This is a genomic window from Flavobacterium sp. 90 (assembly GCF_004339525.1).
Taxonomy (GTDB): domain Bacteria; phylum Bacteroidota; class Bacteroidia; order Flavobacteriales; family Flavobacteriaceae; genus Flavobacterium.
Window position 1 is genome coordinate 573,993 of record NZ_SMGE01000001.1, and the last position, 24,526, is coordinate 598,518.

A 24,526-nucleotide genomic window follows, 5' to 3' on the forward strand; every position below is an offset into this window, starting at 1 on the left:
GCGCTAAAAGTTTAAAAACCGGAAAATTCACCACCCGTACCATAATTGATACAGATGATGAATTTTTTAGAATTAACCTTATTCTACTCCGCCGCCAAGGGCGCGGTATAAATTTATTGCCGCATTTAATTTTTCTAATTTTATAGCAACCACATCAAGCTCATTTTGAAGTGCACTGTTTTGAGCAGTTATTACCTCCAGATAATTGGCCATTCCGCTTTTGTACAGCAGATTGGCATCTGTAGTGGCTTTTTCCAGAGAAACGGCCTTTTCAGTGGCTAGATTCATGCGCTCATCTGCATATTTTACTTTTGACATCGCATCGGATACTTCACCAACAGCTACAATAAAAGACTGTTTGAACTGAACAACCGCCTTTTCCTGTTCCAGAACCGCAATCTCATAAGCCGTTCTCAACTGGCGTTTTTTGAAAATGGGCTGTACCAGATTAGCCGCTATGGTTTTAGTCACAGAACCCGGAAAATTAAACCAGGTATCAAATTCAAAAGAGCTGATTCCAATTGAAGGACTCAGGCTCAGCGTTGGATACATCGTGGCTTTTGCCAGTCCGGTTTTAGCATTGGCAGACATAACGGCATATTCAGCAGCTTTAACATCGGGTCTTCGGCTTAAAAGTGAAGCAGGTACTCCTGTGGATAAAACAACATTAAATTCGGCGGCGTTAAGATTTCCTGAGCGTGCAATACTATTAGGATATTCACCGCATAAAATTTGCAGGGCATTTTCCTGAACCGCTATATTTGCCTTTGCCAAAGGAACCAGCAATTCTGCTGTTTTCTTTTGGGCCTCAGTCTGATACAGTGCCAGTGAGCTGATGGCTCCCGAATTATACTGCAATTGCATCATGTTGAGGGTACTAGTACTCAAATCGATATTTTTCTGCGCAATTTTAAGCTGCTCGTCGAGTCCTAAAAGGTTATAATAAGACTGTGCCACCTGAACAATTATTCTGGTTTTAAGTGCCGAAAGATTCTCCTTCTGGGCAAAATAACCAGCCTTGGCATCTCTTTTCTGCATTGCTGCTTTACCCCAGATATCAGCTTCCCAGGACATTCTGAGATTGGCACTGTAATCGTCTATGTAATCTTTACTTGTAAATTGCGCACTTAAAGATCCGTTAAGTGAATTTTTAGACTGATAACTGCGGCTTGCTCCTGCATCAAAATCAAGCGTTGGCAGTAAAGTTAATTTTGCCTGTTTGTAAGTCAGATCGAGCTGTTCCATGCTTTTCATGGCAATAAGCACCTCGTTATTTTTAACGAGGGCTTTTTCAATAAGATCAACAAGCAGAGGATCTTTATAATAATTTTTCCAGGGAAGCAGAATAGTATCCCCCGTTACTGTTACTTCTTCACGATATTTTTCGGGAGCCTTTAAATCGGTGCGGGTATATTTCTTCCCTACCACGCAGGATGTTAACAAAACACCTGCAAATAAAGAAACTCCAATAGTATATAATGCTCTCATTATTCTTCTTTTATAGTTTGAATTACAATTTTCTTACCTGATACTTTTTCCTGTAAGTATTGGAAGAGTATAAAAAGCAGTGGAATGACAAAAACTCCCAGAACCACTCCGCTGAACATTCCAATAGCAGCACTTACACTAATTGAACGGTTTCCTACTGCGGTTCCTCCATGGGCAAACATTAACGGAATCATCCCTACAATAAAAGCAAGGGAGGTCATGATAATAGGTCTTAATCTTGACCTTGCACCTTCTATAGCTGCCTCGGCTATGGATAATCCTGCGTAGCGCCTCTGAAGGGCAAATTCTACAATAAGAATGGCATTTTTAGCCAATAATCCCACCAGCATGATTAATCCGACCTGAACATAAATGTTATTATCCAATCCTACTGCTTTAACTCCTGCAAATGCACCCAAAATTCCTGTTGGGATAGAAAGTAATACGGCAAGAGGCAGCAGGTAACTTTCGTACTGCGCAGCCAGTAAAAAGAAAACAAAAAGAAGACATAGTCCAAATATGGCTATCGTCTGATTTCCTCCCATTTTTTCTTCAAGGCTCAATCCTGTCCACTCATAGCTGTAATCAGACGGAAGTTTATTCAGTACTGTTTCAAGGTTCCCCATGATTTGTCCGTTACTGAATCCCGGCAGCGCCACTGCTGTAATATTAACCGAATTATAAAGATTGTAACGGTTTACCGATTCAGGACCATATACTTTACGGAGTTTAACAAGGGATTTTACAGGAACCATTTCCTTTTTGGCATTTCGAACAAATATTTCGTTGAAAGCTTCCTGATCTGTCCTGAAAACTCCATCCGCTTTTACATTTACCCTGTAAAACTTTCCAAATCTCGAAAAATCTGCCGACTGATCACCAGCAAAATAAGTCTGGATATTACCTAGGAGCTCTCGCACATTTACCCCCATCTGAGCAGCCTTTTCTTCATCTACTTCCAGCTCTAACTGTGGATAATCTGCTCTAAAAGTCGTATAGGCATACTGTACGCCGGGCTGCTGCATAATTTCACCGATCACTTTATCTGCCATCGCTTTTAATGTTGCCGGATCACGCGCCGTCCTGTCCTGAAGCACTATTTCGGCACCGCTTGTTACACCAAAACCTTCTACCGGAGGCATTCTCAGTACCATGATAGAACCTTCTTTTATAACAGACAATTTACCGCTCACCAGATTCAGTACTTCGTCAATATCTTTTACTGCTCCTCTGTCTTTTTTAGGTTTTAGTTTTATAAATCCTAATCCGTAAGCGGTACTGGCACTATTACTTAAAATATTAAAACCTGTAATACTGGTATTGACATCAATAGCCTCCACGCCGGCTAGCTCTTTTTCCATTTTCTGTACTACCGCTGTTGTACGGTCCAAAGCTGTACCGGGCGGCATTGACAAGCTGTAAAGCATAAATCCGTCATCTTCCATTGGAACGAAACTTTTTGGAGTGGAAATCATCATCACGACAGCTATGGCACTAATTGTTAAAACTAATCCTGCGGCAAGCCATTTTCTGCCAATAAGAAAACGGACTCCCTTAATGTACCTGCCCGTTAAATTGTTGAAACTTGTATTGAAGCCTATGAAAAAACGCTCTTTAAATCCTGTTTTGTGGTGATCTGCATGCTCTTTACCGCTATGGTTATTCTTCAAAAGAAGGGCGCACAATGCTGGTGTAAGCGTAAGTGCATTTACAGCTGAAATAATAATGGCAATAGCCAGTGTATAGGCAAACTGCTTGTAGAAAATCCCTGAGGATCCTGTCATAAAACCAATCGGGATAAACACCGCAGACATTACAAGGGTAATAGAAATAACAGCTCCCGTGATTTCCGCCATAGCACTGTGGGTAGCTTCCTTGGCCGTAAGGCTCGAATCTTCTTCCATTTTACTGTGAACGGCTTCGACCACAACAATAGCATCATCGACGACAATACCAATGGCCAGAACCAAAGCAAAAAGCGTCAGGATGTTAATAGTAAATCCAAAAACAAGCAGGAAGAAAAACGTTCCTATGATAGCAACCGGAACGGCAATAGCCGGAATAATGGTAGAACGAATATCCTGAAGAAATATAAACACCACAATAAAAACCAGAATAAAGGCTTCCAACAAAGTAGATTTAACCTGCCCTGTTGCTTCATCTAGTCTTTCTTTGGTACTCATTACATTAGTGTACTTAATACCGGGAGGAAAAGACTTGGACAATCGCTCCACTTCTTTATTAATACCGATTTCGATATCATTTGCATTCGAACCCGATGTCTGCAAAATGGCCATCGTAACGGCATTCTTTGAATTCGATTTGTTTTCACCACTGTAGGAGATCGAACCAAATTCTACCCTGGCGATATCTTTAAGTCTTAAAATATTGTTTCCTTCGGCTTTAACAACAATATTTTCATATTGCTCCGGTTTGTTTTTCTTTCCTTTATATCTGATAACATATTCTAAAGCTGCTCTTGATTCTTCTCCCAATTTTCCGGGAGCCGATTCCAAACTCTGGTCTGCAATAGCCTGAGTGACATCTGAGGGTACAAGTCCTGCATTGGCCATTTTACGCGGATCCAGCCATACACGCATTGAATAATCTTTCTGCCCGAAAATTTGTACCTGACCTACTCCCGGAACACGTTTAATCTGCGGAACCAAATTGATATTGGCATAATTCTGCAAAAATAACTCATCATATTTTTTGTTGTCTTCAGTATAAAGATTGAAAATAACAATCATACTGTTTTGCTGCTTGGAGGTTGTAAGTCCCATTCTGATCACTTCCTGGGGAAGTTTTGGTGTAGCCTGCTGCACCCTGTTCTGCACATTTACTGCAGCCTGATCCGGATCTACTCCCTGTTTGAAAATAATGCTGATAGAAAAAGATCCATCATTACTGGCAGTAGATTTTATATACTGCATATTCTCAACCCCGTTAATTTGTTCTTCAAGCGGTGTTACCACAGAACGAATAACCGTTTCACTGTTACCTCCAGGGTAAGAACCGCTTACCATTACCGTTGGAGGCGAAATATCGGGAAATCTTGTTACCGATAATCTTGTAAGACCTATGATACCCAATATCACCAATACAATGGAGATAACCGTAGCCAATACAGGCCTGTCTATTATTTTTTTTAACATGGAAATGTTATTTATATTAAAACCAAAAAATTACTTAGTACTTACTGCTTTTGAAGCCGTCTTTGGAACTACTTCCATACTGTCATAAAGTACATCGATGCTGTTCAAGGCAATCTTATCACCGGCTTTTACACCGCTTTTTACAAAATAATTTGTACCTGCGCTGCCTGCTATTTCAATTGGGACCATCGCTACCTTGTTGCCTTGTTTTAAGACATAAACAAAGAATTTATCCTGTATATCCTTCACACTCGCCATTGGAATTGTAACTACCGAAGACAAACTGTTGTTCAATATAATTCTTGCAGAACCTCCCGAGCGCAATTGCTTTTTTGGATTTGGGAATACTGCTTTTAATGAAATAGTACCTGTTGTACGATCAATATTTCCACTGGCTACTTCAAGTTTTCCATGCTGCTCATACAAACTGCCGTCTGCCATAATTAAACTTACGGTTTGATTTGATTTTGAATCTTTCGCAAAAGACAAATAATCAGATTCACTCAAAGAGAAATAAACAAAAACGGTATTAATATCAGAAAGAATCGTTAGAGGAACTGCATCTGCAGGGGTAACCAGATTCCCTACACGATTAGGAATCCTGCTGATGTAACCGCTTACCGGGGCTTTGATTAAAGAAAAATCAGCGTTAAGCTGTGAAGATCCTAAGGCTGCTTTTGCTTGGGAAACCTGTGCTGATACTGCTTCGTAATTGGCCTGTGCTGTTTTTAACTGCATGTCCGAAAATACTTTTCCCTCTACAAGCGGTTTTATTTTTTCAACCTCCAGCTTGGCGTTTGCCAGGTTTGCCAAAGCATTTTTATAAGCCGCACGGCTGTTGTTAACCTGCTCTGCAAATACATCAGCCTTGATTTTAAACAAGGACTGGCCTTTGTTTACATACTCGCCTTCTTTGACATAGATGGCTTCCAGATAACCTGAAACCTGGGCTTTTATATCAACATTGACTGTACCTTCAATACTGCCCGGATATTTTTTTTCTACTTCACCCGTAGATGATGAAGCCTGAAAAAAATCAACTTCAGGTTTTGGGGCTGCAAAAGCTTCAGCGCCAGGTCCGCCTTTACCACATGAAGAAAAGCTGATGATAATCAATAAAACTACCCCTGCGCAGAGTGCTTTATACTTTTGAGAAAACTGTTTTGTCATTTTTTTCATTTTAGTGAATACATAGAATTTGACGGCAAAAGAACAACTCAAAACATCTTTTAATCTGCAGAATTTTACCCAAACGTATATTTTTGGCACTGAAACGAACAATTTGACAACCGAGAAAATCAGGTGGCAGTAGTAAATGAAAAGGATAATTGCAAAATTTCAACTGCAGGTTTTGTATATGGCCACAGCCTTTTTTTTACCACGCAGCACTGTTGGTTCTATGGAAGTGAATTGCTCCTTTTCAAAAGAAGATAATTGTTCGAAAAAAGATTGTGTGATAAGGAGATCCGCCTGATATAAATTGCATAAATCACGAACGCGGGCTGCTGTACTGAGCACATCTCCGTGGTAGGCAATCTCGGTCTTTATTTGTCCAATCTCAGCAACCGTTACCAGCCCCTCGTTAATCGAGGCTTTGAACCTGGGAACCAAACCAAATCTATCCTGATAAAAATCTTTCTTATCTAATAGTCTGCCGGCAAAAGCTTCATAGAGTTTTATACATTGCCGCCTTTTAAAGCCATGCGTGACTTTCCATGTTATTACGGCTTCATCACCCACATACTGATAGACTTCCGCTTCATGCTCATGTAATATTTCTGATAGATCCGTAAAACATTCCTGCAGTAAAAGACTGTAATTGTAATGTCCTGCCTCTTCAGCTGCCGTTACGGACGCATACATATCCAAAAACATAAAAACCCTGTACTCCACAACCGGAATCCTATAATGACCGTATAAAAGACTTTTGAAATAACTATTTCCCAGCCTTCGGCGAAAAGCCTGCAAAAGTGTAATAAAGATGTGAACCAGCAGACAGTAAAAAGTAAAACATACCAGCCATTTTGCATTGACCTGCAGAGCAAATAAATTATTAATAGTAATATAATGTATTTTATTAAGTTCAATAACAATGAGCAGCGCTGCAAAACTCACCACTATAAACAAAAAACTCCGGAGAATTGAAGTAAGCAGTATGCCGTAACGGTAAAAAAAACGAGGATAGACATATTGCTGCAAAAGAAAAAGATTGGTGCCCATAAAGACCCCTACATATAAAGCTCCGGTAAGTTCCGATATTAAAAAATCCTTGACATTAAACCCATGATCAAGAAAATAAGAATCATCAATCATGCTGTAGGTCATAAAAATATAGAAAATAAATGCCCCTACCCAAAGCATTATAATCTGTACGTAGTCTCTGAGTTTTAATAGTGTTTTTAAAGAATATTTCATTCTGTACAATTTTGATGCAATCCGAACAAAAAAATACAGGTTCGAAAAACGATATGCAGCAAAATTAAAACACGATCTGTCTTAAATTGAAATAAGTATCACCCAAACGGTTATTAAAGGAACCCAATAGTATATTATACCATCTAAGATGAATCTTAAGAGATAGGCTAACGATCCATCCACTGCTTAAAAAGCGATGCTTTTTCCCTGCTGATAATCACCTCGGCCTCAGGATTTTCTTTAAGCCTTATTTTAAGCTTGGCATTAAAATAGTTGGCTATTGATTTAATACTTTCCGCACGGATGAAAAACTGCCTGTTGGCCCTGAAAAAAATGTCGGGATCAAGTTCTAACTCCAGCTCCTCCATGGTTTGACTAATGGGTATTGCGATGCCGCTTTTGAGAAACAGGTGTGAGGTTTTAAACTCTGAATAGATATAATCAATATCAGCAACATCAACACTTTTATAACCATCACGGAAACTTACCAGAAAACGTAGTCGAAATGAAGGCTTATTGATGAAACTTTTAAGAATTCCGGCAATATCATCGGTCCTATTGCTGCCTTTTGACAGGGTTCTGAATTTCAGCAGTGCCTGTTCGAGTTCATTTTTCTCGATGGGCTTCATGATATAATCGATACTGTTTACTTTAAAAGCTCTTACCGCATATTCATCATAAGCGGTAGTGAATATTACGGGACAGGTAATTTTTACTTCCTCAAAAATCGAAAAACTGATACCATCGGCAAGCCGTATATCCATCGTTATCAAATCGGGCATATCATGCGAATTGAGCCAGTTCACAGCGCCCTTCACAGTGTCAATTATTTCCAGGATTTCACAATCAGGTTCCAGTTCTTCCAACAGCCTCTTAAGACGGTTGGCATTGATACTTTCATCTTCTATAATTAAAATTTTCATAATATTAAATTAAGGGCAGACGCACACAATAAAAACCATTAGAATTCGAGAAAACAGGCATGCGGTCAAACAAAATTTTATACCTAAACTCAATATTTTTGTTACCGACTCCCATAGAAGTAAAGTTTTTACCTGATGTTGGCTGCAGGTTATTACGTACCACCAGATCTCCAAGATCCGAATAAATAGAGATAATCAGGGGATGGGTTATTGTCGCACTATTATGTTTCACCGCATTTTCAACCAGCAGCTGTAATGTTAATGGAGGCAGATGAAGATCAAGGCAAGCCATATCTATCTGCAGTTTTAATGCTACTTTTTCACCCAGTCGTTTTTTTAAAAGATAAAAATACGCATTTAGAAATTCAATTTCCTCCCTTACAGTGATGGTATCTTTATCCAGATTTGAAATCATATAACGATACACCCGTGTTATGTTCTCCAGGAATGAAGCGGCTGATTGCTGGTCTTCATGAATTAATTCTGTAAGGGTACTGAAATTGTTAAAGATAAAATGAGGATCAAGCTGGAGTTTTAACGATTCTAATTCTGATCTGGTTACTGCTTCCTGCAATTGAGAGGTTTTAATTTTGAGCTCCGCTGCTTCCTCAGAAGTGATACGCCAGCGGTTTAGTAAAAAGATACCCGTGTGAATAAAACTGATAAAGAGGGACAATATCGCAGCCATTAAATTGGACTGCCATATTACAAGAAGTTCACTTTGCTTAAGGGCTGTCCAGGGATATAAAAATTCCCATAAATAAGAAAATAAATAATTCAACAGAATGTTACCGGCAATAATAAATAAGAATTGTGCAAAAGCCCTGAAAATAGGTTTTTGTTCCCAGCTGATCCAATAATTAAGGCTCCGTCCCACAAAGAGACTAAGCTCGGTAAGAACAGCACAATACAATAGTATTACAAAAATATCAATAGTCCAGTCTAAAGCCAGCAACGAATCTTCACCAATTTCCCTATAGGGATCCATAAAAAAATAAGATGAAAGATACAGCATAAAAACTACAGGTATAACTATAATTCTATAATACTTATAGAAAAAATTCGTTTTAATCACCTGGTTTTGAACATTTGAATTCATAAATTATTGTATAATAGCAGTAATTATAAGTTTAAATACAGACAAAGGTAAAAAAAACAGCCGGTCTGTTTCCCTTTAAATATTTTTGTCAGATTCTGGACAAAGAAAATATATCCTTCCGCTATAAAGGCAGTCCTCAGATTTGTCACTATTCTTTCCTTGCTCCGGCAGTAAATTCAACGCACCAAGGCATGCTCAAGTTTTTTGGTGGTCTTAGATTCTTTCAAAGTCTTATGTTTTCTCATCACTCCCCATTTAATACAGGTCGCCCCCCAGGAAAAACCCGCTCCAAAAGTAGTCACTAATATATTTTGTCCCTCTTTAAAATCGTCTTTAAAATCCCACAAGCAAAGCGGAATGGTTGCCGATGTGGTATTCCCGTATTTTTCAATATTCACCTTAACCTTTTCAGCAGCAATGTTTAAATTTTCGCTAACAGCATTAATAATTCTTATATTGGCCTGATGCGGTACTATCCAGTCAATATCATTAATAGTAAGGTCATTACTGGCCAGAACATCGGCCGAAACACTGCTCATCGATTCAATAGCTTTTTTAAACACCAACGAGCCTTCCTGCTGGATATAATGCCTGCGGTGTAAAAGACTCTGCATACTGGCCGGAAATTTTGACCCTCCTGCAGGCACAAATAAAGAAGAGGTGCCGCTGCCGTCTGTGCGTAAAATACTTTTCATCATACCGTAATTTAAATCTGTTTTTTCTAAAAAAACTGCCCCGGCACCATCACCAAAAAGTATACAGGTATTGCGGTCTTCATAATCAACAATTGAACTCATTTTATCAGCACCAGCTACAATAATCTTTTGATAACGTCCGCTTTCAATCAGACTTGCTGCCATTTCCAGAGCGTATAAAAAACCACTGCAGGCAGCATTAAGATCCAGTCCAAAAGCATTTACAAGTCCGCTTTTCTCACATACTTTGCTTGCTGTTGGCGCCAGGATATGATCCGGTGTAGATGTAGCGAGGATCAGACAATCGATTTCATCCGGATCAACTTCATAATTCTTAATTAGATTGCCAATAGCTGCGCAGGCAAGATCTGAAGTGCATTGGTCTTTACCCTGTGCCACTCTTCTCTCTTTTATACCCGTTCTCTTTTCAATCCAATCCTCCGTGGTCTCTACCATTTTGGAAATTGTTGTATTATTTAAGACTGAAGTGGGTACAAAACCTCCTATAGCTGTAATTGTTGCATTCATTTTTTTTATTTTTTATTTTTTTTAATTCAATACTTCAAATAGTAACCGATAACATGACCTTTTTTACAAATAAATACTTCTTATCTTCTTCTTACGCGGTTTTGTAATATATTGGTCAAGGCTAAAAAAAGTGCAGAGAAAGGCTGGAGCAGGAAATAGTACAAGAAAAGAAGATGCTGAAATAATGGTCCCCGATAAAATTAATTCCTGATAAGAAACAGAACCCACGGCCGCAGTGAAATAAACTGATGATAACATAACAAATATCAATACGCAGGCTGCGGAAAATACAACATATAAAGACTTTGCAGTAGCATTCAATATACCGTCCTTAATCATTGAAGACTTCCTGAAATAGTGGATTGCAGTGTCGGTTTGAAAATAAATCCCAATTACTGTTACGGCAATGCTGCATAAAAAAGTGGCATCCATTATCAATTTACAATTCCATGATATCGCCTTACATACAGCACTTATGAAAAGGAAGTTAAGTATTATAGCCAAAACCGGAGCCAATGCCAGAACATAGCTCTGGTATCGTAAGACTACTAAAAGAAAATATAATACCGCAGCAGTTAAAATAATAATACCCGAATTACCTTCAGAAATAATATCTAAAAAATAGGGAATAAAGAGTGAAATCAATATCAAAGCCAATAATGTTATGGAAAAATAAATAATCTTATTGTAGATGATTGGACTTACAATCCATGCTAAAACAGTAGCAGTCTGTTCAATACGTGCATTGAATTGAACAAGAAGCTTCTCAGAAAATGCAGGTTCCAAATCATCCTGCATACGCTCTTCATTGAGATGCCCAAGACCAAAGAAACCAAAAAAAGGCAGAAGCATCATGCAGTTAATCACAGGTACAGCTATTACCACAGCTATCATCCAAATAAAACTTCTTGATGTAAATATCGAATACTTTAAAAAGAAAAGAGAAAACAGCAGTGACATTGCAGCAAAGAAAAGAATCACCAGCCAAAAGTTAATTTTCATGGCCTTACTTACGGCAGACTTTGCATCATTTTCCCATGATTTTTTACTCTCTCGTATGGAAAACAATAATAGGGTATTAATCAAAGCAGAAAAAGCCACGCTCATTACGATGCTGAGTATTGTCAATGGTGAATATTCTATTTTAAAAAGATCTATCAAAAAAAGTATTCCCAAAATTACATTTAGGGTACACGCTAGACTGATAAGTACAGAAATACTGTCCATAAGGAACAAATAACTTGACACGATATATAAAGCAGACAGCAGCATCAAATAAGAAGTGTCGATATGATCTGGCAGTGGAAATCTAAAGAGTGATAAGCTTCCTGTAATAAAAAAGAATACAGGAAGAATACTAAGAATAATTGGAGATTTAGAATAGCTGATTTTCATTATTTGCCTTATCGTAGGATTTTAATATTGTGAGTTGTATAAAATGAAGAATTGAAAATTACAATGCCCGGCAATGCATCAGGTACAGCATAATGCCAGCCAAAGGTTACACTTTATGTTCCAATTGATGGCTGTTTTTAAAAAATATAAAGGTCAAAAAACCTTAATGCTTTAAATTATAACTCCGGGCATTTATCCAAATGCCGCTATCGATTCAGGGCGGTATAACCCGGAAAGGATAATAAAGGTATATCTAAACCTGCCGCCATGAATCGGGTCTTACTTTTGTGTACCAGCGAATCCCAAAAGCCGTATTTTTGAGGAACCATCACTAAAATATCTGCTCCATAAATTTTGATCTCTTTCTGTATTTCGTTAATTACAGCATTGGATCTGACACTCTTATAAACATATTTGACATCCTGAAACTCCTCTTCCAAAGTCAAATTTACCAGCATTCGCCCACGTTCCTGTTTCATATCATCAATTTTTTCATCTACGCTGAAAAACTCCACCTCCGCACCTAAATTATCAAGGATATCCCTGAGCCATGAAAATTTTCTTATGGAAGAAAAACTTAATGTATCACAGGCATAAAGGATTTTTTTTATATTAAAAAATCGTGCATTTAAGGGAACTGCCAGTATAGGGATGTTTAAATTCTTTATTACCGATGTTGTTGAATTGCCCATCAGATCCTGCTCAACAGAACGATCGGCCATACCCATTACAACAAGATCTGTTTTACTGTCATCTATTAGGGAAATCAGCTGGTCTTCTAAAAAAGAATAGCTGCAGAAACAGCTCACTTCGATTTTGTAAAGCTTGGAAATATCCCTTCCTAATGCCTCAAGTCTCTGTGTCGCTTTCTCTATCTGTTTTTGCAGCGCCTCGGCACTAATGAGAGAATTGGAACCGTGTACTGTCAAAGAAAATGAATTGAATAAGATTAATTTGGCATTGGCAGATTTTGCAAGTCCTGCAGCATAAGTAACAGCATTATTAGAGATAGCAGAAAAATTGGTTGCCGCTATAATAGTAAAAGGTGAATTCATAAATATATCAATTAAGCAATTATTACAGTAAATTTGCTGATTTAAGCTTTACTATAATTTATAAAATTACCGTAGAATCAATATTTGGCTCCCAAACGTAATTTTTAGCTTCTGAAAATAGAATCAAGAGGAAATAAATTGAATTATTGCTTTAATATTACATACATCAATAATGTATTGAGCCATATTCCAAAGTTGCAGCATATATTAACCGAAAGAACTCAATAGAAAATATAAAAATGAATCCACTTATTAAAAAATTCAAACAATACGGTCCTGTCCCACCTGAGATCGAAAACCTGCTGGCAACCAAAATAAAATGTAAAACACACAAAAAAGGTGATTTTTTTCTTAAACCGGGACAGCTTATTTCAAGCTTGTTTATTCTCGAAACAGGACTGGTACGCTCTTTTTACATAAAAGACGAACGGGAAATCAATTCTTGGTTTGGATTTGAAAATATCATTTTAGGTTCTATCTTACCATTATTCTACAACATACCGTCGGCTGAAAACATTCAGTTCTTAGAAGAATCAACTTTATATTATATTCAAAGCAGTGACCTGAACAAAATATATCAAAAGTCCAACGAAATGAATACCATCGGAAGATTAATGGCAGAAGAATATTGCAAAATTTTAGAAGACCGTATTATGTCCCTGCAGACGCAATCCGCCGAAGAACGCTATAATTCTTTACTGGAATATCAACCCGACGCCGTACAAAGAATTTCGTTGGGTCATATTGCATCCTACCTGGGCATTAAGCAGGAAACATTAAGCAGAATAAGAAAAAAATAAATGATTTTGACTTTTGTCAAAAAAAGCATTTAAAAGATGAAGTTACTTTGCCTGATAAAATTAAGGTAATTATGATATTAGTAACAGGAGCATCGGGAAACTTGGGAAGTTGGGTAATTGAAAACTTATTAAAACAAGTGCCTGCGCATACCATTTCGGTCTTGCAGAGAAATTCAAAAAAAGCAGCGTCATTTCAGCAGAAAGGAATCACCGTACATATTGGAGATTATGGAGATAAAGAATCTATCATTAATGCATTACGGGACGTAACAAAATTATTGCTGATAAGCAGCAGCGGCCCAAATGCTTTATCGGAACATAAAAATGTAATTGATGCCGCCAGGGAAAGCGGTGTAAAACACATCTATTATACTGGAGGAGCATTGAACCAAAAGGTAAAAGAATCAAAATTAGGTTCGTTAGCCGACTCCTATATCACAACTGAAAACTATATCATAGAAAGCGGTTTAACTTATACTGTTTTCCAAAACGGGCTCTACGCCGAAACTATTCCTTATTTTGTTGGAGACCAGGTTTTAGAGAACGGTATTTATTTTCCTGCCGGTCAGGGGAAAGCATCGTTTGCAAAAAGGGAAGAAATGGGAGAAGCCATTGCCAATGTTTTAGCCAGCGAGGGACACGAGAATAAAATTTATATCACCACAGGTCTTCCTTCTCATTCGTTTTCAGAAATTGCTCAAATGCTTTCTGTGTTATCAGGTAAACCTGTCGCTTATTACAGTCCTGAATCCGGCGAATTCGAATCCCAGTTGAGAGAACATGGCGTGAGTGAGGATGACATATGGGTTTCGTCACTATTTGCAGCCGTTATCAAAAATCAGGAATTTGACATTTCAAGATCTCACCTGGCAGAATTATTGGGCCGTAAACCTGCTGATTTAAAAACATATCTTAAAGAAACTTTCATTAACTAAATTATTATGAAATACTTATTTCTCGCATCGGCCATTATATTTGAGGTAATCGGCTCAAGTTTTATGAAAGCGTCTGATGGTTTTACCAAATGGCTTCCTTCTGCTATTGTTGTAGCGGCATATATAACATGTTTTTATTTCTTATCATTAGCCCTTAAAAGCATTCCTCTGGGAATTGCCTATGCCATTTGGGGAGGTCTGGGAATCGTGCTAACAGCGGCAGTTTCCGTTTTAGTCTTCAAACAAAAATTGGATATGCCCGCCATAATTGGAATCACATTAATCGTTGCAGGAGTAGTTATAATGAATTTCTTTTCAAAAACTACACATTAAACTTCATATAGCTAAAACATAGTATAGGATTTAACTGCATGCAATTAAAAAAAAGGGACAGAGAAAATTTTCTCTGTCCCTTTTTTATTTTAAACATCATCCAAAATTATACATAAAAATTAAAAGAGCTGTTGGCAAAACAGCTCTTTGGGTTTTTCATATAAGCAAGTTAACTAATTCAATACTTTCAAAAATAAAAAAGATGAAAAACCACTATTTTTTTGTTCGAACCTTTTGTTTTAATCTGATAATCTGGTTTTTAGATTCAATAATAAATCAGACCTTTAAAAAAAAACATCGGATAGAATCCTGTTATTTAAAACTTTGAATACCCTCTTTAAGCCAGTTGCCGTAATCCTCAATATCGGGATTATAAGCAGTAGGCTGATTTAATGCTTCTCCCTTATGATTAATAAGAACATAATAGGGCTGCGCATTAGTTTTGTATTTCATAATTTGAAATTCGCTCCATTTCTGACCAGTGTATACAAGTTTTTTCCCTGTTATTTTTGATATTATCTGGTCTTTTTCAGCGATCTCTCTTTTATCATCAACGTATAAGGAGATCAAAACAACATCATTTTTTAGGTAAGACAGTATCTGATTGTCCGACCAAACACGCTCCTCCATCTTTCTGCAATTCACACAAGCATAACCTGTAAAATCAAGCATAACAGGTTTGTTTACTTTTCTGGCATAAGCCAGCCCCTGTTCATAATCATGGAAAGCCGGTATGCCTTGCGGTCCTTCTTCAGAACCTTCTGGAAAGATTATACTGGCCGTCTTTATCTGATTGGCAGCACCGACTCCCTTAGGGGATTCACTGTATTGTTGTGGAGGAGGAAATCCACTGATCCACTGCAGGGGAGCTCCCCATAAACCAGGAACCATATAAATGGTGAAAGCAAGTACAAAAATACCCAATGTCAGTCTTCCCACTGAAAGATGCTCTATGGGAGTATCGTGGCTCAGTTTAATTTTTCCAAATAAATACAAGACTAAGACCGAAAAAATAGCAATCCATATGGCCAGAAAAGTTTCCCTTTCCAGTAAATGTAATTGTAAAACCAAATCCGCATTACTTAAAAATTTAAAAGCCAGCGCCAATTCTAAAAAACCTAAAACTACTTTTACGCTGTTCAGCCATCCACCCGATTTGGGCAGTGAATTCATCCAGCCTGGAAATGCAGCAAAAAGAGTAAATGGTATTGCAATGGCCAAAGAAAATCCTAACATTCCTAAAATAGGAGATAGCCCTCCTTCACTTGCCGCCTGTACCAATAAGGTTCCTACAATTGGGCCCGTGCATGAAAATGAAACAATAGCCAGTGCCAGTGCCATAAATAAAATCCCGATAAGACCGCTTGCCTGAGATTTTTTGTCCACTTTTGTGAGCCATGAGCTTGGTAAAATAATCTCGAAAGCACCTAAGAATGAAAGGGCAAAAAAGAGAAGCAGACTAAAAAATATCAGATTGAAAGTGACATTAGTCGCTAAAGCATTTAAAGCATCCGCGCCAAATATGGTGGTAACTAAAGTTCCAAGAGCCACGTAGATTATAATGATAAAAAAACCATAAATTAAAGCGTTTATAACCCCCGCTCTTTTGTTTTTGCTTTGTTTGGTGAAAAAACTTACCGTCATGGGAATCATCGGAAAAACGCAAGGCGTTAATAACGCGGCAAGTCCGCCTAGAAAGCTAAAAAAGAAAATACTCCATGAACCTTTAGAACTCGGCAGCGTTTTTGATTTTGATATCACCTTGGCAGGTACTCTGGCAGTCCTAACTTCTTTTGCAGTATCAGTAGTATTATGTTCTTTTGCCTGTATGTCCGTATTTATATTGATCTGAACCATTGGGGAAGTATCTTTCTTTGACGTAGATTTTGGAATATCAAAAAACAATTCTTTTTCAGTAGGAGGCAGGCAGCGCTGATCATTACATACCATAAATTCTATAGCAGCCTTAATACGGAAAGCACCACTTCTCTTTCTTTCTACAATCTGTTTAAAGACAGTCTTGGTTTCAAAATATTTGATACGCATTTTAAAAACCGGATCATCAATTTCACGTCCTTCCAGCTCTTTTACAGTGCCTTTTGTTTCATAATTTTCAGAGGCAGCAAAACTAATGGTAGTGGCAACAGGTCCGTTTTCAGGCACCTGCTGAGAATACATATGCCAGCCTTTTTCTATCTGGGCAGTAATTATTAATTCAACATTATCGTTGTCTGTCTCCCTTAAGCTGGTTTTAAACGAAACCGGGTCGTAAACTTGGGCAATACAAGTGCATATCGTGAACAAAGTCACAAATAAAGTAAAAAAAACTCTCATGTATTTCAGGATATTTTCAGGAATTCCTCCTGTCTTAAATAATTTTATTTCTTAATGTCAATACTAGGTATATAGAATCAATCAGTAAATATTTTAGGCCGCATTTGATATTGTTTCTCTGGATTTTTCATTGAAAATATTATTAATCTTATTTTGTAATTTAGACTTCTGTCAATTCCTTACTAAATAAGAACTCTGCAAATAATGCAGATTAAAATTTTTTACTGTTTTTCCAAATCTTTATTTTTTGGTATTATAATAATCCAAAACCCCTTTTAAATACGGTATAGTTTCTTGTTGTTTTAATTTTTCTGCCAGTGTAAGTGCCCTATGGGCCGCAATTAATGCCTGGTCTTTGTCACCGCTTTTGAAATAACAGCGCCCCATGAAATCATTTACCATCAGACTATCCGAATAACTATACTTTGAAATAAGAATCTCAAACAATTTAGCTCCATAAGCATACGTTTTGGGATATAAATCTTCTGCCTGGGCAATTACTCGCGCCGCATCAAATAAATACACCTCAAGCTCTTTATCTTTTGATTCCTTTGTAACCTTGTCCATAAGATCCATGGTATCCCACTGCGAAATTTTAAGCAGGGCCTTAAATTTCTCAGAAATTACCTGTTTTCCCGCCAGAGTGTCCCGCTTCATAATCTCATCGGCTACATAGATAGCTTTTACATACTCTTTATTGTTATTTAAAGTAATCATTTCATTAGAAGACATTTCAGGTTTTTCCATAAGTTTCCATACAATAGTCTCAATCTCTTGTGCCCGAAAATCAGTCAGCGCATCAAATTTTCCAGCTACATTTCCCTGCTGATCTATAATAATGACAGTTGGGTTACCTGCTCCTATAGACTTTCCATAAGCATCATTATTGATTGTCATGGGGAATTTATAGTCCTGCTCCTGCCAGTACTTTACCGGATTCCCTTTTTTAACAGATTCTGCAAAATTAACGCCTATCATCAGAAAATTTTCGCCATTGTACTTTTGCAACATGTTATTAAGTTCTTTGGTTAATTCCCGACATGGGGAACACCAGGTAGACCAAAAATCAAGTACAATCACTTTCCCTATTAAATCATTGCTGTCTAAAACCTTGCCATCGGGTGTAGTCATCGAGAACGGTTTTATGGGCTGCCCATTTTTTGAGTTATCCCATCCGCTGGTGTAAAAACCTCTGGTATCTTGGACAAGGCTGACATAATTTTGACCAAAGCAGATCATTGGCAGAATTGCTAAAATGGTCAAAATTGTCTTTTGCATAAAATATTTGTTTTTCAAAATATTAGTATCCTTTGTTTTGTGTCAAATTAGGATTAAGCTTTATTTCAGATATTGGTATTGGGTACAGCATATCATCGGTATTCCAATTTTTATTTGGAAGAGCTCCTAATACTGCTGAAGCTCTTGAAGTCCTGTTTAAATCCAGCCAGCGATGTCCCCATTCGGCAAAAAACTCAAGCCTTTTTTCTTTTTCTATCAATAAAAGACATTCTCCCTGACTTATTCCCACAGGATCAATTTCGGATATTCCCGCCCTGTTTCTTATTACGTTCAAATCCAAGATGGCACCGGATATGTTATTTTGATTGGCCTTTGCTTCGGCAGCAATAAAGTACTGCTCAGCAGCTCTCAACAAAACATTATATTGCGGCGGTCCTGATGAATCATAAGGGCTTGTAGTATACTTGGCAGCATAAAAATTACCCTGATCTTCTCCAACCCATGAAATTCTTCTTAAATCTCCCGGTTCAAATTCTTTCAGGAGATTATCCTCAAGGAGATAATCCGCACCAAAAAGATTCATTAAAGAGGACTCAAAACTGCTTGTGTAATTATTGGGCGGCTGTAATTGAAATATTGTCTCTGAACTATTAGGAAAAAATACTTCCCCAACATTCGGTAATGCAGCTCCTGTCCCTAATGTATTTGCAATGGTCATTTCTGCATATTTTTGCGCCTCAGCCCAGTTTTTCTGATACAAATATACTCTTGCCAATAAGGCGGTGGCTGCAGATTTTTTTGCCCTTATATTATTAGATGCCGTCTCTGGCAGATTTTTAACGGATTCTAATAAATCGTTTAGAATAAATGTATATACATCTGCCTTAGGAATCCTAACAGACTTTGAAGTTGTACTCCATTTTGTAGAAGTGATAAGAGGCACATCACCCCATAGGTTTACCAAATAGAAATAACAATAGGCTCTTAAAAATTTTGCCTCTGCCAGGAACTGCAATCTTTTGTTTTCCGGAAAATTAGAATTATTCTCCAGCCCTTCGACTGTACCATTGGCCTGACCAATTACCTGATAAATTGACGACCAGAAAACCTGAACATTATCATTATTAGCAACAATGTCATTAATATGCAGCTGCCTGCTCGGGCTGTCATCGGTATGCCTGTACATATCATCTGCAGACAGCCCAAGGTATACCGAAGTGTAACCCTGTCCTAAACTGGAAGAGGTTAATTGATAATAAATTCCAAGTACGGCAGAATTTGCGCCTTTTTCATCACTAAAAACATCATCTTTTACCAGTGCATTTTTAGGAGGATCAATTTCTGTAAAACTCTCACATGACTGCAAAACTGTAAGCATTGAGAAAATAAATAATACAATAACTTTATTTTTAAGTTTATTTATAAACATGATACCATTATTTTTTATTAATGAATGAAAAACTAGAATGAACAATTAACTCCCATAGTATAAATGCTAGGAGAAGGAAAACTATTCACATTTCTGCTTGGATTTGCCGCATCCGTGCCTTTATATGAAGTAATTGTAAATAAGTTCTGTCCCCTTAAAAACAAATTAATGTCAATTTTATCGGTGCCGATGAAAGACCTTTGTGGAATTTTATAAGACAGCGATATATTTTGCAATCTGATGTAAGAAGCATCTACAATATTAGCATCTGAGCTGGTAAATTGATAATAATCCTCCGTAGCAGTTGTCGTAAAAGCCCTTACATTGGTAATATCTCCAGGGTTGCGCCATCTTTCCATAACGGCAATGGGCTGATTCTGCAGTGCCGTTCCGGGAATGTAATCAGTACCCACTCCATAAAACCCTTTTTGTTTTTTAAATGTAAATAAAAAGTCGAATTCTAAATTTTTATAGGTGAAGTTATTCTGTAAACCGCCATAAAACTTTGGTGTTAAATCCACCGGATGCAAATCTTTTGATCCCGGATTAGCATCGATTACACCATTATTATCTAAATCTTCAAAAGAGTATTGACCATTTTGAGGATTAACACCTTTGTATTTAAGTAAAAATTGTATAGTAGTAGGCATACCGACTACATACTGGTATTTATAAGATGGATAATTTTCTAAATCAGCAAATGCAACTACCTTGTTGGTATTTAGACTGATATTAAAGCTTGTTCTCCATTTAAAATCTTTACCACTGATATTATTACTGGTAAAAGTAAATTCCCAACCCTGATTTTGAACAGTAGCAGGAATATTTCCCGGAACCGTACTATTAGAAAAGCCCGTAAAACCAGCAAGAGGAATAGTAACGAGCTGGCTGTCTGATCTTTCCCTATACCATGCTGCATTTAAAGTAATGGCATTATTTAGAAATCCAAGTTCCAGTCCAATATCAGTCTTTTTGTTAACCTGCCAGCTGTAATTTTCATTATAGGGCTGAATCAAATTCAACGTTGGGGTGCCGTCATAATTATACAATGCCTTCCAAAGTTCAATATATTTATAATCACCTGAGCTCGCACTTCCGGTAGTTCCGTAACTTCCACGTAATTTACCAAAACTTAGCCATGAATTATCTCTCAGGAATTCCTCTTCGGTAAAAACCCATGCAGCCCCAATAGAACCGAAATTTCCCTGTTGGGATCCCGATTTAAAACGGGAAGAATAATCGGCTCTTCCTGTAAGGTTTAAAATGTATCTGTCTAACCAGTTATAACGCACTCTTCCATAATAACTGGCAAAACGAAATTGTGAATAATTTGTTTGGGTAAACTGTATCTTACCGCTGCCTAGATCACGCATTAAAGACTCATTGACAAAGCCGTTGGCCTGAATCGATTCTCCGTCCGTAATATTCTCCTGCAAAGTCACTCCCCCCATTATTTGAAGATTTCCTTTACTAATACTGGTATTATAAGTGATCTTAGGTTCTACTATCCAACCATTGAATGCGTTATTTCCAAAACGTGTAATATTATCATATAATGCAGGATCAGAACCTTGGGAAAAAGCCGGTACAAGATTTATCTGTTCCTGATCTGTCGAAGAAAAACCAAAACTGGAAGAGAACTCTAAATTATCCAGAAACTTATAACTCAAATCAAGATTGGTCATGAAATTCCTCGATTTTGCTTCATACCCCTGAAAAAAATTGGTGAAATTATAGGGAATCAAATCCAGTCCATTGGAACCCTGGTTCCATTCATCCCAATTAAGCCTGCCATCCTTATTGAGTATAGAAGGTGCATTGGGTGCTACTGTAAATGAATATGTATTTCCTCCAGGAAGCTTTGTGGTGGTATAAGCATAATTCATCATTATTGAAGAATTAAACTTGCCGTCACTTGATACGTGATTAAAGTTAAACATGCCTGATAACCTGTTATCCTTGAAATCATTTTTAAAACCTTTGGCTACAGGTGGTGTTTCTGAATGAAGGCCCCCACTAAATCTAAAACTATTGTACTCATCTCCTCCTGAATAAGATAATTGCAAATCATTGGTAAGAGAGCCGGCTCCTAGTTCATCCTGCCAGTCTGTATAACGATTAGGGTCCCAATTTACCAAATCCGTAGCATTAGAAGCATTGGGGACGATACCATCATTTTGCAGTGCTTCTCTACGCATTTCAAGATATTGCTTTGTATCGAGCATTTTAATCTTTTTAGGATTCATTTGTACACCGCTGTACGCGCTTACATTAAATGTGCTCTTTTTATTATTTCCTTTTTTGGTTGTAATCAGCACCACTCCATTTGCACCTCTTGAACCATAAATAGCCGTTGCATCACCATCCTTTAGAATACTTATACTTTCAATATCCTGTGGATTAATAAAGTACAAAGGGCTTTGTCCTCCATTAGTTCCCAAAAAACCATTCTGGTTAAGTCCTGAATTATTAACATCTCCATTACTTGTGATCAAAGGAATTCCGTCTATAATATACAGCGGCGTACTCGGGCTCGCCGCGCTATATAAATCCTTTTTTCCTCTAATGGTTATTTGTACCTGGCCGCTGGCGTAACCGCCCGTATTGACAACATCGACTCCCGCAACAGTACCTTCCATAGCTTTTAAAACATTAGAAACTGGCTGCTTTTCAATCTCTTTTTTAGTAATTGTCGATACAGATCCAGTACTGGTTCGCTTTGTTGTTGTACCGTAACCGATAATTACAAGTTCATCCATTTCATTTTTTTCCAATTCTAAAACGGCATTGATTATACTTTTTCCTGCAACTTTTATAATCTGTGTTTTGAAACCAACAAAACTAAATTTAAGTGCAGTCTCTAAATTAACAACCGTAATCTCGTAATCTCCATTAAAATCTGTAGTGACAATAGTGCTAGATTGAGTATCAGATACAGTTGTCCCGGGAAGGGGTATGCCTTGGGCATCTGTCACTTTACCTTTTACAATTGAAACATTGCTGTTTTTTTTAATTGGAATAATTTCTTCCGGAACAGTCACTTTTTTAGCCATTAAGACCACGTGCGTACCCGATATTTTATATTCCGTACTGGTATTTTTAAAAATCAATTTTAAAACCGTTTCAATGTTTTCATTTTTTACCTTTATATTAATGCTCCGATCTAAATCGACTGATTTAACATTATAGACAAAATTAAAATCAGTGGTACTTTCAATTTTTTCGATAACTTTTGCTACTGACATATTGTTGATATTCAAAGAAACTTTCGTCTTCTGTGAATAACCAACACTCGCCTGAATAACGGACATCGCTGTAAATAAAAATAATGTGGTGAGTTTCATTTTTAAATCAAATTTCAAAAAAGGTTTGTCAAACCTGATTGGGTTTAAGAGTTTTTTCATACTTTTAAATGTTTTTATTTGTGGTTGGTTAATTAACTGATCGCTTTTATATGGCCGGAAAATGTTAGAGCATTTTCCGGTTTTTTTTTATTACAATCGTATTCTTTTTAAATATTTTTTTTTACATAAACATTCTTTTTGATCTATTTTATAATTATTTTATCTTCCTCAATTGTATAATCAATAGCATAACTATCGCTTAAATATTTCAAGACTACTTCAATAGGCTCATTGTCAAAACGGGCATTAAAAACCTCTTTACCTAACATCCTGTTTTGATTTATAAAAGTGATATTATATTCTCTTTCGAGTTTTTTGATAATATTATCAAAAGAAGCATTCTTAAAAACTAAAATCCCCTTTACCCAATCGGTATAAAGTTCCGTATCTACTTGTTCTGTTGTAATTTTTTGCTGCCCTGTTAGGGAAGATCCTTTTAATCCCGGAGTTAAATAAACCTGATTGGAATTCGTTTTTTTATCTTTATAAAGCGAAACTTTACCCTCTACAAGAACAACATTTGTAGAAAAATCTTCTCTATAGTTATTGACATTAAATTTTGTTCCTAAAACCTCAACATTCAAATCCTGAGCATTTACGGTAAAAGGATGTTTTTTATCTTTTGTAACTTCGAAAAAAGCTTCACCTGTTAAGTATACCTCACGACCATGATCTTTTAAAAAACGGACCGGATATCTAAGTGAAGATCCCGAGTTTAAATGCACAATGGTTCCATCTGATAATGCAACTTCAAATTTTTTACCATACGGTATCTTTAAAGTGTTATAAACTAATTCAGACCCCGAAAAAATATTTGAATAAGCTAACTTATTTTTATCCTGCTTACCAATTACTTTTCCAAACTTATCGGTAAGATTTTGAGAATTGGAAGGATTGATAACCTGTACCTCTCCATTGTCCATCTGCAGTACAATAACATCTTCTCTTGGAACAACAATATTTTGTTTAGAATTTGAAAAATTTAAATTTTTATAATAATATACACCTGCTAAAAATAACATCAAAATAGCTGCGTATTTAAAATACGAACGCGTACGAGATTTATAAAAAATACTTTTTTCTGTTTTTATTTTGTCCATTAGCTCTTTTTTTAATAGAACAGGATCGAAAGTATTACTTGTATAATCAATTAAATAATTGACTTTTACAAAATCTTTAAACACGATTTGATTCTCTTTATCCTCAAGCCACTTGGTAAGAATTTCAATTTCTTCAATCGAAGCTTCATTGGTGATAAACTTAACAATTAGTCTCTCTGACTTTTTCAATGTCATTTTA

General features: G+C 36.9%; 17 protein-coding genes. 3 read left to right on the forward strand and 14 right to left on the reverse strand.

The annotated features are described in order from the left end of the window. Positions 1–78: 78 nt before the first annotated feature. The 9 genes from C8C83_RS02505 to C8C83_RS02545 form a co-directional block, all read right to left on the reverse strand. On the reverse strand, positions 79–1,488 hold the full coding sequence (locus C8C83_RS02505) for a TolC family protein (protein ID WP_121326282.1): 1,410 nt from the start codon (positions 1,486–1,488) through the stop codon (positions 79–81). Further along, positions 1,488–4,643, reverse strand: a complete 3,156-nt coding sequence (locus tag C8C83_RS02510) for an efflux RND transporter permease subunit (RefSeq protein ID WP_121326283.1) — start codon at positions 4,641–4,643, stop codon at positions 1,488–1,490. The genes C8C83_RS02505 and C8C83_RS02510 overlap by 1 nt, the downstream gene beginning before the upstream one ends. Positions 4,644–4,673: 30 nt before the next feature. Then, entirely contained in the window at positions 4,674–5,912 is a 1,239-nt protein-coding gene (locus tag C8C83_RS02515; RefSeq protein WP_233565984.1) for an efflux RND transporter periplasmic adaptor subunit, read from the reverse strand. A gap of 69 nt (positions 5,913–5,981) precedes the next feature. Next, entirely contained in the window at positions 5,982–7,058 is a 1,077-nt protein-coding gene (locus C8C83_RS02520) for an adenylate/guanylate cyclase domain-containing protein (protein ID WP_121326284.1), read from the reverse strand. A gap of 167 nt (positions 7,059–7,225) precedes the next feature. Next, a complete protein-coding gene (locus C8C83_RS02525) occupies positions 7,226–7,981 on the reverse strand; it encodes a LytTR family DNA-binding domain-containing protein (RefSeq protein ID WP_121326285.1) in 756 nt (251 codons plus the stop codon). A 4-nt stretch (positions 7,982–7,985) separates the two neighbouring features. Then, positions 7,986–9,080, reverse strand: coding sequence for a histidine kinase (locus C8C83_RS02530; RefSeq protein ID WP_121326286.1), 1,095 nt, complete (start codon positions 9,078–9,080; stop codon positions 7,986–7,988). Positions 9,081–9,256: 176 nt separating this feature from the next. Beyond that, positions 9,257–10,303 carry a beta-ketoacyl-ACP synthase III gene (locus tag C8C83_RS02535; protein WP_121326287.1) on the reverse strand — a complete coding sequence of 349 codons (1,047 nt, stop codon included), beginning with the start codon at positions 10,301–10,303 and terminating at the stop codon, positions 9,257–9,259. Positions 10,304–10,366: 63 nt separating this feature from the next. Then, positions 10,367–11,698: a hypothetical protein gene (locus C8C83_RS02540; protein WP_132011643.1), complete on the reverse strand. Its 1,332-nt coding sequence runs from the start codon at positions 11,696–11,698 to the stop codon at positions 10,367–10,369. Between the two features lie 206 nt (positions 11,699–11,904). Further along, the gene (locus C8C83_RS02545) at positions 11,905–12,753 is read right to left on the reverse strand and encodes a universal stress protein (RefSeq protein ID WP_121326289.1); all 849 of its coding nucleotides are present in this window, start codon (positions 12,751–12,753) and stop codon (positions 11,905–11,907) included. A gap of 239 nt (positions 12,754–12,992) precedes the next feature. On the opposite strand from C8C83_RS02545, the gene C8C83_RS02550 reads away from it, so the two are divergent. The 3 genes from C8C83_RS02550 to C8C83_RS02560 all read left to right on the forward strand — a co-directional run bounded on the left by C8C83_RS02550 (position 12,993) and on the right by C8C83_RS02560 (position 14,821). Further along, entirely contained in the window at positions 12,993–13,553 is a 561-nt protein-coding gene (locus tag C8C83_RS02550) for a Crp/Fnr family transcriptional regulator (protein WP_121326290.1), read from the forward strand. 71 nt (positions 13,554–13,624) lie between these two features. Beyond that, positions 13,625–14,488 carry an NmrA family NAD(P)-binding protein gene (locus C8C83_RS02555; protein WP_121326291.1) on the forward strand — a complete coding sequence of 288 codons (864 nt, stop codon included), beginning with the start codon at positions 13,625–13,627 and terminating at the stop codon, positions 14,486–14,488. A gap of 6 nt (positions 14,489–14,494) precedes the next feature. After that, positions 14,495–14,821, forward strand: a complete 327-nt coding sequence (locus C8C83_RS02560) for a multidrug efflux SMR transporter (RefSeq protein WP_121326292.1) — start codon at positions 14,495–14,497, stop codon at positions 14,819–14,821. Positions 14,822–15,133: 312 nt separating this feature from the next. Here C8C83_RS02560 and C8C83_RS02565 read toward each other — a convergent pair whose 3' ends face one another. From C8C83_RS02565 to C8C83_RS02585, 5 genes are all read right to left on the reverse strand, one after another. Continuing rightward, positions 15,134–17,155, reverse strand: coding sequence for a thioredoxin family protein (locus tag C8C83_RS02565; protein WP_121326293.1), 2,022 nt, complete (start codon positions 17,153–17,155; stop codon positions 15,134–15,136). Between the two features lie 240 nt (positions 17,156–17,395). Then, positions 17,396–18,433 (reverse strand): TlpA disulfide reductase family protein, encoded by a 1,038-nt coding sequence (locus tag C8C83_RS02570; protein ID WP_121326294.1) that lies wholly within the window; start codon positions 18,431–18,433, stop codon positions 17,396–17,398. A gap of 22 nt (positions 18,434–18,455) precedes the next feature. Then, a complete protein-coding gene (locus C8C83_RS02575; RefSeq protein ID WP_121326295.1) occupies positions 18,456–19,823 on the reverse strand; it encodes a RagB/SusD family nutrient uptake outer membrane protein in 1,368 nt (455 codons plus the stop codon). A gap of 32 nt (positions 19,824–19,855) precedes the next feature. Then, a complete protein-coding gene (locus tag C8C83_RS02580) occupies positions 19,856–23,227 on the reverse strand; it encodes a SusC/RagA family TonB-linked outer membrane protein (RefSeq protein WP_121326296.1) in 3,372 nt (1,123 codons plus the stop codon). A 143-nt stretch (positions 23,228–23,370) separates the two neighbouring features. Further along, complete coding sequence (locus C8C83_RS02585) at positions 23,371–24,522, reverse strand: FecR domain-containing protein (protein WP_121326297.1); 1,152 nt, start codon at positions 24,520–24,522, stop codon at positions 23,371–23,373. Positions 24,523–24,526: the final 4 nt, after the last annotated feature.